The 12,684-nt window shown below is 32.6% G+C and carries 9 protein-coding genes; 5 read left to right on the top strand and 4 right to left on the bottom strand.

From position 1 onward, the window contains the following. Positions 1–41 precede the first annotated feature (41 nt). The 5 genes from E7419_04955 (at position 42) to csaB (ending at position 8,194) form a co-directional block, all read left to right on the top strand. Positions 42–2,288 carry a phosphodiester glycosidase family protein gene (locus tag E7419_04955; protein MBE7014541.1) on the top strand — a complete coding sequence of 749 codons (2,247 nt, stop codon included), beginning with the start codon at positions 42–44 and terminating at the stop codon, positions 2,286–2,288. 83 nt (positions 2,289–2,371) lie between these two features. Further along, positions 2,372–3,883, top strand: coding sequence for a polysaccharide biosynthesis protein (locus tag E7419_04950; GenBank protein ID MBE7014540.1), 1,512 nt, complete (start codon positions 2,372–2,374; stop codon positions 3,881–3,883). 2 nt (positions 3,884–3,885) lie between these two features. Further along, positions 3,886–4,371 (top strand): DUF4330 domain-containing protein, encoded by a 486-nt coding sequence (locus E7419_04945; GenBank protein ID MBE7014539.1) that lies wholly within the window; start codon positions 3,886–3,888, stop codon positions 4,369–4,371. A 42-nt stretch (positions 4,372–4,413) separates the two neighbouring features. Then, positions 4,414–5,952: a hypothetical protein gene (locus tag E7419_04940; GenBank protein MBE7014538.1), complete on the top strand. Its 1,539-nt coding sequence runs from the start codon at positions 4,414–4,416 to the stop codon at positions 5,950–5,952. 16 nt (positions 5,953–5,968) lie between these two features. Further along, complete coding sequence (gene csaB, locus E7419_04935) at positions 5,969–8,194, top strand: polysaccharide pyruvyl transferase CsaB (protein ID MBE7014537.1); 2,226 nt, start codon at positions 5,969–5,971, stop codon at positions 8,192–8,194. 54 nt (positions 8,195–8,248) lie between these two features. Here csaB and E7419_04930 read toward each other — a convergent pair whose 3' ends face one another. From E7419_04930 to secD, 4 genes are read right to left on the bottom strand one after another with little or no spacing between them, the layout of a single operon-like run. Further along, positions 8,249–9,853, bottom strand: coding sequence for a Na+/H+ antiporter NhaC family protein (locus tag E7419_04930; protein ID MBE7014536.1), 1,605 nt, complete (start codon positions 9,851–9,853; stop codon positions 8,249–8,251). Between the two features lie 25 nt (positions 9,854–9,878). Beyond that, positions 9,879–10,403, bottom strand: coding sequence for a hypothetical protein (locus E7419_04925; protein ID MBE7014535.1), 525 nt, complete (start codon positions 10,401–10,403; stop codon positions 9,879–9,881). 48 nt (positions 10,404–10,451) lie between these two features. Then, a complete protein-coding gene (secF, locus tag E7419_04920) occupies positions 10,452–11,330 on the bottom strand; it encodes a protein translocase subunit SecF (protein ID MBE7014534.1) in 879 nt (292 codons plus the stop codon). Next, positions 11,331–12,629, bottom strand: coding sequence for a protein translocase subunit SecD (gene secD / locus E7419_04915; GenBank protein ID MBE7014533.1), 1,299 nt, complete (start codon positions 12,627–12,629; stop codon positions 11,331–11,333). It abuts the gene before it with no gap. Between the last annotated feature and the right edge of the window lie 55 nt (positions 12,630–12,684).

Genomic DNA, 12,684 nt, shown 5'->3' with positions numbered 1-12,684 from the left:
TCATATTTAAAAAATTTACAAAAAAGTTAAGGTGACAGCATATGAAAAAGACATCAAAAATACTTATTTTAGCATTGATTTTAAATTTTGCCCTTTCAGTAAGCGGCTTTTCAAAAACAGTTTATGAAGATACAGTAAGTTCATATATATCAAAGGGTATTTTACGAACGAATATTAAAAAACTCACTTCATCGGGTTGGCTTAACATTAATTATATAACGGTTGACTTAAACGAAGAAGGTGTGGGTCTTAAAATATTATCTGAAACCGACCCTAAAATCAAATCTACCGTACTGGATTTTGCAAAAGCCGAAGATGGTGTAGTTGCCGCCATCAATGCAGACTTTTTTACAACTTATACATCTACTGCATCTTCTGAGGGAATGATGATTAAAGACGGTGTTCTTGTTACAACTCCGTCAAACGACCCATCGTATGCAACTTTTACATTAGATAATGATTTTGTTGCAGGCTTTTCTCATTTTACGTTTGATATAATGGTGACTTCAAAAAGAACCAACGATTCAAGCAAAATATTATTCTATAATAAAAACGCAGACCCAATGTATTTAAAACTCTATGATTCTTCATTCGGAGAAAAAACTCCCGGCTCTATGAATGACGGATACGAGGTTGTAGTAGAAGACGGTATTGTTACCGAAGTGCTTTCCAACAAAGAAGGGGTTGCCATTCCAAAAAACGGATATGTTCTTCATAATTCTTTAAGGCACTCTTTATTCTTATCCCAGAACTTTAATGTGGGCGACGAAGTAGAACTTTCTTTTAGCGTTTCTCCCGATATAGAAAACATAAAAGAAGCTGTAGGCGGAGGAACTATTCTTTTAAAGGACGGAGAAATTGCGGATTTTACATTATCTGATTCTTTAGCGCCTATGACTGCAATCGGAGCAGATAAAACAGGCAAAAAACTTATTCTTTTTACTGTTGACGGAAGGCAGACATACAGTCGCGGAATGACTTTTTCTGAAATTGCATCCTTTTTAAAAGATTTAGGATGTGAAAACGCAATGAGTTTTGACGGAGGCGGTTCAACCACAATGGTTGCCTCAATGGACGGGGAAGAAATTAAAAATATAAATCTTCAGTCATCATTTAGAAAAGTTATAAATGCAATAGGAATTACTGCCGAACGTAAAAAGAGTGACTTTTACGGTATGGAAATTTCTTTATCCTCCGACAAAGCATTTAAGGGCGAACCTGTTGAAATTTATATTGACAAAGCATACGATGAATATGGAAATCACTATACAGTAGATTTTAACAATGTTAAATTTTCTTCTGATAAAAAGGGAAAATTTGATAAAAACATTTTCTATCCTGAAGAATCGGGAGAAGTTACTTTGTATGCTTCATATAAAGGCGTAAAAAAAGGCAAAACAATTACTGTATATAATGAGCCTCAAAAAATTAAATGTTCGGTTTCTTCATTTGAGATTACTGACAAGCCCCAAAAAGTTTCCTTTTATCTTGCAGACAGTGAAGGATATTCAACTTACCTTTCAAGTGAAGATATGAAATTTTCGTTTGAAGGTGCAAAAGGATATTTTAAAGACGATTCTTTAATTTTAACAAAACTTAGCGAGGGCGAAATTACGGCAACCTATAAAGACCTTTCAATTACAATTCCTGTCGGAAAAGAACCGACGGCAGAGGAAGAAAAAGATATATTTGAAAGAACAACCGATGCTGACGGCTTTAACTACTCGGTTTTTGGTATAAATAATCACGGCGACACTTTATTTTCAAATTATATAACAACCAAGCGTAATATAATTGCAAACGAATGTGATTTTTCGGCATTTAAAGTTATTCCCGAAGACGTTGCATCTCCTGTTATAAGAGTTTCAAATTACGGAAGAGAAGATACAGAACATTCTTTGTTTTTAAAACTTGACAACTCTAAAGGCAGTATCGTTTCAACAAAAGGCGAACAATGGGACTGGCTTTTAAATGTATTTAAAAAAGGGGTAACCCAAAAGAATGTGTTTATAAATATGCCTCTTGATATTTCAAAACATAAAGACAAAGAAGAACTTAAAATTTTAACTGATATTTTAAAGAAAAATCTTAAAGATAAAAACATATTTATTATAACTTACGCAGACGATAACACCTATACTGTAAGCGAAGGAATAAGATATATAACAGTTTCGGATATTCCGGAGTTTTCTTACAAAGATCCTAAAGGAACTTTAGAAAAGTTAAAATATGCAAAATTCACGATAGTTGGTGAAGAAGTATATTTTGAGTTTGCTTCTTTAATATAGTTTTTACTTGACTAAAAAAGCATTATTATATAATATAATTATATAATATAATTATATAAACTTTTTAAATAAAGGAAATTATTATGAACGAAAACAAAATTGTTAAAACAGCCACCGTTGTTTTAATTATCAATGTGTTATCAAGAGGTCTGGCTCTTATTGCCAACAGTCTTATAACCTCAAAAATAGGTGTAAACGATTTAAGCAGTGCCTATTCTTATGCGCTTTCTTTAAGTAATATAATAACAACTATTATAGGTACAACCCTTACCACATCAGTTATACCTATTTATACCGATTTAAGAGAAAATCACACGTTAAAACGGGCAAACTACTTTATAAACAATACCATTTCATTTACTGCTGTAATATCACTTTTTCTGATATTTTCAGGGCAACTTTTAGCACCCCGCATTTTAACAATATCACAAAGCGGAGATGTAAGTTTTGGTATTTTTGCGATAAGGATTTTAATTATATCGGTTATATTTATTTCGATGTATTATATTTTCAGCAGTTTACTTCAGGCAAACGATAAATTCTATCTTGCAGCAGCAGTCAGTTTGCCAAGCAGTATTGTAAGCATTTTATACCTTACTACAATATCCGAAAAATATGGTGCATACGGACTTACTTTTTCAACGCTTTTAGGCTTTTTCCTGCAGGCAGCCTTTTTGATTCCTGCACTTAAAAATACAGGGTTTAAATTCAAACTAAGTTTTGACTTTAAGAATGAAGATATGCTAAAAATCTTCAAAGTTGTTGCACCTGTTATCGTCGGAGTTTGTGCATATCAGGTAAATATGCTTACAAATAACTCTATCGCATTTTCTTATGACTCTGACAGATACATAGTGCTTAATAATGCTCAGAATTTAGGTATTCAGATTGTTATGACGATTGTTCTTGCAATCGCTTCGGTAGTTTATCCTAAACTTTCTTTAGATGCAGCAAGAGATGATAATAAAACATTTTCCGAAAATCTTATCACTACATTAAATGGTATGATTCTTCTTCTTGTTCCCCTGTCCTTTGCTTTTTATATTTTCTCTTATGAAATAATGGATTTAATTTACGGATACGGGAAATTTACCGAAGAATTTTTAATTCTTGGCTCAGACGTTTTTAAAATGTACTCTTTCGCATTTTTAGGAATAGGATTTAAGGAAATTACCGACCGTGCATTCTATGCGGTAAAAAACACTAAAACCAGTGCTTATAACGGTGTTGTAATAATGGTTTCAAATATTTTACTTAGTATAATTTTAGTAAAATATATGGGGCTTTCAGGTATTGCAACTGCGTACTCTTTAGCATCGATAATCGGTGGTATAAACATTTTAATACTTTTTAAAGCAAAAACAAAAAAACTTTTCATAAAACCTTTATTTGTTACGCTTGTAAAATCGCTTATAGCATGTATTGTTATGGCATTTGCAGTTAATTTTATAAAAAATATCGGTTTTGGGGAAGGTAAAATAAATTTAATTTTAAAACTTGGAGCATCGGGAGTATGCGGTGTACTCGTTTATGCCCTTATGCTTATTGTTTTAAAGACCAAAGAAATAACCAAATTTTTAAAGAGAGGTAATTAATTATGATTATTGACCAAAAAGGAAAACTATTCGGAAAAATCAACATTATTGACCTTGCAATTATAGTTGTTATTATTGCAGTTGTCGGAATATTAGGATTTAAATTCTTAGCACCTTCACAAGGCGGTCAGGACGCTCAGGGTGTATGCGAAGTTAAATATTATATTGAAGAAGTATCTGATTTTGTTTCACAAAAAGTGGATATAGGCGACAAACTTATGGACGAAGCAAAAAATGTAAGTCTTGGCGTTGTTACAAATGTTGAAATTTCTGATGCAGTATCTTACGGAACTGACGCAGAAGGAAAATGGGTTAAATCTTCTAAACCTGATTGCAAATCAATGATAATAACAAGTGAAGTCAATGCTACTAAATTTGACCATGGTATGATAGTAGGCGCATCAAAATATTACGTAGGACATACCTTTGTTTTACTTGCCGGGGAAGCAAAACTTTACTTAAGAGTTTATGATATAAATTTTAAATAAACGCTTCGGTCACTCTGAGGCAAAGATTTAACAGGAGATATTATGTTTAAAGAAAGTATTATTGGCAAACTTTTTTATTTTGTTTTGTCACTTTTTAGTACATTTAAATACAGTTTTATCTATACTTTCCTTTCTTCTTTTAAAAATGCATTTGCGAAGGTATTTTACGGGAGCATTATATACAAATTCTTTTACCATGAAGATAAAATTCAGTATTTTTGCGAAAAATCTTTAGTTTTTAAATTTATTGATAAGATTATAATTTCCGTAGTTTCTTCGATATCTAATGTATATAAAAGCTTAAAAAAGATTAATAAGGGCAGTATAAATAATTTAATCTATAATTTTTTAAACAGAAATTCATATTTAAGATTTCAGAATATTCTTGCAGTTTTAATTGTGATTATGGTTTGTGTGCCTGGTAACAGATGGAATAACCTCTATGGGCTTATAATTGCCATGTTTGTTTTATTCCTTTATTTTGCTGTTCTTATATCAGGGAAAAACTTTTCAATAAGAATTGCAAAGTTTGACTTTTTTATGATTATATTTATGCTCTCAACTTTACTTGCTGTTATAATATCAAATGCAGTTGGTGACAGTATAAGAGTATTTATGTTCTTTGTTACCTCATTTATATTTATGTTCGTTATATGGGGAAGTATCAAAAAAGAAGAAGATTTAAACAAGTTTGTGGGAATTATCTCAATCGGTCTTATACTGACATCTCTTTATTGTATATATCAAGGTATTGTTGGCGTTGAAATAGACGTAAGGCTTACTGACCTTAATGCAAATCAGGGAATGCCGGGCAGAGCATATTCAACATTTGAAAACCCGAATAACTACGCGGAATACCTTGTTATGTTTATGCCTTTTATGGCAGCATTTGCGCTAAACCAGAAAGATAAAAAGAAAAAAGCACTATGGCTTATAATGCTTTTAGTTCCGTTTATGGCACTTTTATATACTTATTCGCGTTCATGCTGGGTATCATTTGCCATTTCTGTAGTGGTATTTATAGCATTTTATAACTATAAACTTATTCCTTTGATTGCACTTTTAGGGATAATAGCAATACCATTTTTACCTGAGTCTATTCTTAACAGAATTCTTACTATAGGAAGTATGAAAGATACTTCAAATCAGTATAGAATTCTTATATGGGAAGGTGCCTTAAAAATGCTTAAAGGCAACTTTGTAACAGGAATAGGGTTAGGCCCCCAAGCTTACTCGCTTCTGTATCCGAGTTTTGCGCACGCAAGTGCAGTTTTAGCACCACACTCTCATATGCTTTTTATGGAAGTGCTGGTTGAAATGGGGTTACTCGGTTTTATCTCATTTATGATTTTCTGGGTAATTACCTTAAAAAGACTTATAACTGTCAGAATAAGACATACACTTTCACCTGAGATTAAAAATTACGTTTGCGCATCCCTTGCATCTTTTACAGGAATTATATTCGTAAGCGGTGTAGAATATATATGGTTCTATCCAAGAACAATGTTTATGTTTTTTACAATGGCAGGTATTATTCTGGCTACTCTTAATATATCAAGAAAACAAAAGCACAAGATATAAGAAAGGTTAAAAACAAATGAAAATTCTTCACATGATAAGCGGTGGGGACAGCGGAGGTGCAAAAACTCATGTTTTTGCACTTTTAGATGCATTAAAAAAATATGCTGATGTTAAAATTATCTGTCTTACACCCGGTATTTTCTATCAGGAAATATTAAAAAAAGATATTGATACTGTTTTAATCGAGCAGAAAAACAGGGGCGATTTGTCAATTATTTCAAAAATATCCGATATAATTGAAAAAGAGGGATTTGACCTTCTTCACATTCATGGGGCTAGGGCTAATTTTGTGTCCTCTCTTTTAAAAAGAAAAATTAAAATCCCCATTGTTTCAACTGTTCACAGTGATTATAAACTTGATTTTACCGAAGGTTTTTATAAAAAATATGTGTTCACTCTTTTAAACCAGATAGCATTAAAAGATATGGACTACTATATCGGTGTGTCAAACAACTTTAAAAATATGCTGATACAAAGAGGTTTTTCTCCCAATAAAATCTTTACTGTTTATAACGGTATGGATTTTAAAAAACCTCATAGTTTTATTTCAAAAAAAGAATTTTTGGAAAAATATAATATACCTTATGAAGAAAACACAACTTATGTTGGAATCATAGGCAGATTTGATTTGGTTAAAGGTCATAAAATCTTTATAGAAGGAGCAAAACACGCACTTTCTCAAAATAATAATTTAAGATTTTTACTTGCAGGAGAAGGTCCTCTTCTTTCTGATTTAAAAAAGCAGGCAGAGGAATATAACATTTCAGACAAAGTACATTTTGTAGGCTTTTTAGATAACATTTATGATTTCATAAATGCAATAGATATAAATACTCTTACCTCACTTAGTGAAAGTTTCCCTTATGTTCTTTTAGAGGGTGCTAAACTTAAAAAACCGACCGTTAGTTCAGATGTCGGAGGTATTTCAGACCTTATAGAAAATGGTGAAAACGGATTTTTGTTTGAAAATGGAAACGGTAAAGATTTTGCCGATAAAGTCTTAACCCTTGCAGAAAATAAACTTATGCAATTAAAATTCGGGGAAAATCTCTTTAACAAAGCAACCAATGAATTTTCAAACGATAATCTTGCAAAATCTCATATAAAAATATATGAAAGAATTTTAAAAGACTTTTATGATAACAAAAAATATGACATCGTTTTGTCAGGATATTACGGATTTAACAACAGCGGTGACGATGCGCTTCTTACAGCAATTATAAATAATTTAAGAGTATATAAAGAAGATGTAAGAATTCTTACTCTTTCAAAAAATCCTAAGCAAACAAAAAGATTATTTAAAGTTGATGCTATAAACAGATTTAATCCGTTTATAATTTATAAAAGCCTTAAAAAATCAAAACTGTTTTTAAATGGCGGAGGTACTTTAATTCACGATGCAACAAGCAGCCATTCTCTTTATTATTATTTGTATCTTATGAACCTTGCAAAAAAACTTAACCTTAAACTTGTAGTTTATGCAAACGGAATTGGTCCGTTTAAAGAAAAAAACGAAAAAATTTCAGCACTTGTTACGAAAAAAGCAGACCTTATAACTTTAAGAGATGAACTTTCCAAAAAAGAATTAAGAAGAATAGGAGTAGATAAAAAAGAAGTGTTTGTTACTGCCGATCCTGCAATAACTTTAGATGCCTGTTCGGATATTGAAACTTTAAAACTTATTAAGGAAAACAATATCAATGAAAACGGAAAATATATGGCAGTATCAGTAAGAGGCTGGAATAAAAACGATAAACTCTTTGAAGCAAAAATTGCCGAAATCTGCGACTATGTTTATGAAAAATATAATATTGAAACGATATTTATTACAATGCGTCCGAGTGAAGACCTTTTAATATCACAAAACATATTACAAAGAATGTCCCATAAAGGTTATATAATAAAAGACGAACAATCAGCTGAAAAACTGATGGGCATAATATCAAAATGCGAACTTGTTATCGGAATGCGTCTTCATTCTTTAATATATGCAACAACAATGTGTGTTCCTCTTATCGGTATTATTTACGATCCTAAAATAAAAGGATTTTTAGACTATATAAAACAGGATATGCTTGTTGATGCAGAAAATATTGACTCTTCATATTTAAGGGAAATGATAGAAAAAATTATAGATAACAAAGATGAGATAAGAAAAAATCTTGTTACTTATAAAGAAGAACTTTCTAAAAAAGCACTGTCAAATGCTGAGATGACGATAAAACTTCTTGAAGAAAGTTAGAAATAAGTAAAATAAGGACCTCGTTTAATCAAAACGAGGTCCTTATTTTATGATTTATGCTTTTTTTGCTGTTACTTTTTTTATTATAAGAAGTGTTACAACCAAGATAATAATACTTATCGGAAGTGTTATTAACCAGTTAGGAATAAAACCTGTTATAATATATCCGACAAACGAAATTCCTGCAACTAAAAGCGCATAAGGAAGTTGAGTGGATACGTGATTAATATGATTACACTGTGCACCTGCTGATGCCATAATTGTAGTATCAGAAATTGGTGAGCAGTGGTCTCCGCATACAGCACCTGCTAAACATGCAGAAATACCGATAACAAGCATTGAAGCATCAGATGCAAATACAGCTGTAACAATCGGGATTAAGATACCGAATGTACCCCATGATGTTCCTGTTGCAAAAGCAAGTGCAACTGCAACTAAGAAGATAATAGCAGGAAGGAATATTGTAAGTCCTTCTGCTGCACCTTCCATTAACTCTGCAACATAAGTATCAGCACCAAGTGAACCTGTAAGACCGCTTAGAGTCCATGCAAATGTTAAGATAAGTATTGCAGGAACCATTGCGCAAAATCCTTTTGGCACACAATCCATTGCCTCTTTAAATGAAATAACTCCTCTTAAGGTTAAGTATATAATTGTTACAACCAGTGCAATTAAAGCACCCCATGAAAGCGCAACTGAAGCATCACATCCTGCGAATGCATCAACAAAAGATGTTCCGCTAAAAAATCCGCCCGAATAAAGCATTCCAAGAATACAGCATCCGATTAATACAAGTACAGGTATTACAAGGTCAAATATTTTGCCTTTTGATGAAACTTCTTCTCCGTCAACTTTTTCATATCCGCCTTCGCCTGAGAAAATATCTCCGTTTTGGGCATTTATTTCGTGCTTTCTCATTGGACCGAAATCCAGTTTCAAAAGACATATTGTTATAATCATAACGATTGTAAGAAGTGAATAGAAGTTATAAGGAATAGCACTTATAAATAATTCCAGACCATTTCTTCCTTCAACAACCCCTGAAACAGCAGCAGCCCAAGAAGAAATCGGCGCTATCATACAAATAGGAGCAGCAGTTGCATCAATTATGTAAGCAAGTTTTGCTCTTGAAATCTTATGTGAATCAGCAACAGGACGCATAACCGAACCAACAGTTAAGCAGTTAAAATAGTCGTCAACGAAAATAAGTACGCCAAGTGCAAAAGTAGCAAGTTGCGCTCCTACTTTAGTTTTAACATGAGCCTGTGCCCATTTGCCAAAAGCGATAGACCCACCTGCTTTGTTAATCAGTGCAACCATAATGCCTAAAAGAACAAGGAAAATTAAAATCCCTACGTTCCACTCGTCAGCAAGACTTGCAATAAATCCGTCACTTAAAATTGTATTAAGTGTTCCGACAGGATTTAAATTTGCACATAAAAGTCCGCCTGCAACGATACCGATAAATAGCGAAGAATAAACTTCTTTGGTAATAAGAGCAAGTCCGATGGCTATAATCGGTGGGACAAGTGCCATAAATGTACCTGCGTATCTGCTTGTTGCCTCCATATCTCCATTATTAACGATGGCACACAAAAAGCCAAAAATACCAAGAGCGACTGCCCCTAAAATCGCTCCTAAAATGTGTTTTCTTTTCATTTGTTTCTCCCCTTTTTTATTTTTCTTAAGTTTTTATAATATTACTTAAGTTTTCAATTATATCGTTAACCTCCATATCTATCTGCCTTGATAACTCAAATAAGAACTCATATGTTTCCTCATCTTCCATTAATATCATACCAAGATGCCTAACTCCTCTTACAAAAGAAGGATTAAAATCTTTCAAGTCTTTTTTGTAAAGCGGACATACAGTTCTTCCTCTGGGGTCAACTATTACTTTTAAATCTCCCTCAACTGTTATATAAGGAAACAATGGAAAAATTCTGCAGGATAACGGTCTTTCATTTCTTTTGCAATAAGGTTTACAATAAAGAATGGCAGCTTTTTTTCCTGCATATTCAAGGTCAGTTTTTTCCACTTTAAAATTGTCCTTACCTAAAAACATCTCTTCTTCATAAGGAAAAAGGTACATTCCAAGTTCCTCGCCATCTGTATCAACACAGCATGCATTGGAACAAAGAGCACCGCAATCAGTTTTTAAGGGAGTTCTTTTATTTAATTTTTTATATAAGTATTTATAATCTAACATATTTTTTTGTTTTAAAACCCCGAATGAAATTCGGGGTTTTACTGTTTTTTATTTATTATTCTTTTCCTTTTTAAATGCTACCCAAGTAGGTGCGGCAATAAATATTGAAGAATATGTTCCGGCAAGCAGACCGATTATAAGTGCAAGTGAGAAATCTTTAATCGCATCTACACCTAAGAAATAAAGTAAAACAATTGTAACTAAAGTTGTTATAGATGTATTTATTGAACGTGTGATTGTCTGATTTACTGATTTATTTGCAATTTCAGCATAAGTTTCTTTTCTTGCAAATTTAATATTTTCTCTTATACGGTCAAACACAACGATTGTATCATTGATTGAGTAACCGATAATAGTAAGAACTGCGGCAATAAATGCAACATTTAAAGGCATTCTGAAAATCATATATGCAGAAACAATAATAGCTACATCATGGATAAGCGCAATAATTGCTGCCATACCTGATAAAAATTCAAATCTTATTGTGATATAGATAAGCATTAAGATAACTGCTATAACACAGGCAACAACTGCAGTCTGAGTAAGTTCCTTACCGATTGTAGGAGATACGGTATCAACTGATAATCTCTGACCGTCTTCTAAAGTATATTTTGTTTTGATTGCGTTCCATAGACTTTCTGACTGCTCAGTTGTAAGAGTCTGAGATTTAATTGTCATCTGGTTTTCATTAGTTATAGACTGCTGTACAGCAGATGCCTTAAATCCTAAAGTATCGTTAAATAACTGTTCGATTTCTGCTTTTTCAACAGTTTTTCCAAAATCAACAACGATTTCAGTACCGCCTGCGAAATCAATGTCAAGAACAAATCCGCCGCATGTAATACCAACGATAATTGCGGTAATGATAATAAGTGCAGGAAGAATAAAGAAACGCCATTTTTTAGTACAAATATCTAAATTAAACATTTATTTTTCCTCCTTTACTTTCTTTGTAGATAATCCGTATAATGCAGGATTTTTAACATTTAAGTCAAAGATTGCTTTAAGTAAGAATCTTGTTATTACAACTGCAGTAAATAAACTTACTACAATACCAATTCCTAAAGTAAATGCAAAACCTTTGATTGTTCCTGTACCGAATATATAAAGTACAACTGCAATGATAATTGTTGTAATGTTAGCATCCATAACTGCAGATAACGCTCTGTTAAAGCCTGCTTTCATAGCAGCACCTGTTGTTTTGCCAAGTTTTAATTCATCTTTGATTCTTTCAAAGATAATAACGTTAGCATCAACAGCCATACCGATTGAAAGGATAATACCTGCGATACCAGGTAAACTTAAGTTTGCTCTTGTTGCAACCATTACAAGTAAAACGATTACTACATATGCAGCAAGAGAAATACTTGCTACAAGACCCGGTAGTCTGTAAATAATAATCATAAATAACATTACAAGTAAGATACCGATAATTGCTGCTAAAATACTTGTTGATAACGCGTTATCCCCAAGAACAGGACCTGCACTTCTTCTTTCAACATCTTTAAGTTTGAAAGGAAGCTGACCTTCTTTGATTGTAGTAGCAAGGTTTTTAGCAGTTTCTGCAGTAAAGTCACCTGTGATAACTGCACTGTCAGAATTAATAGGTTCATCTACTCTTGGTGAAGAATAAACTTCATCGTCAAGCATAATTGAAATAAAGTTTTCGCCTTCAGGTTTCTGACTCATTCTTGTTGTTGCATCAAAGAATGCAGCCTGAGCGTCAGCGTTAAGTTTTAATTCAACATAATGCTGATTTGCACCATTTTCACTAATAGGACCGTAAGTTGCAGAAGCATCTTTAACATTTTTTCCTGTTAAAACAACATTACCTTCCGAGTCAACAAATTTAAGTTCTGCAGTAGCACCTAAAACTTTAATCGCTTCATCAGGATTTGTAATAGTTGGGATTTCAACTAAAACTCTGTTGTCACCCTGTTTGGAAACTGTTGCTTCTGTAAATCCAAGATTGTCAAGTCGTTTATACATAATATCAACGACTGTACTCATCTGTTCATCGTCAGGAGTAGCATCCTGAGCTTCATATACTATAACGGAACCTCCCGATAAGTCAAAACCTAATCTTATTCCGTTATCTTCATCAAACACACTGTAAAATTTATATGGTATGTTTAACGCGGTAAGTGATAATCCGTTAATCGCAATATAGCCAAACAATACTATAAGCAATACGACAATCACAATTTTAGAAATGCTTTTAGCCATCTCATTCCCTCCTAATATTGTTCATTACTAAATTATACCTAAAAAATACAAATAA

Source organism: Oscillospiraceae bacterium, from assembly GCA_015068525.1.
Lineage (GTDB): Bacteria > Bacillota > Clostridia > UMGS1840 > HGM11507 > SIG450.
The sequence above is the reverse complement of the archived record's forward strand: the minus strand, read 5'-3'. Positions and strand labels throughout refer to the sequence as shown.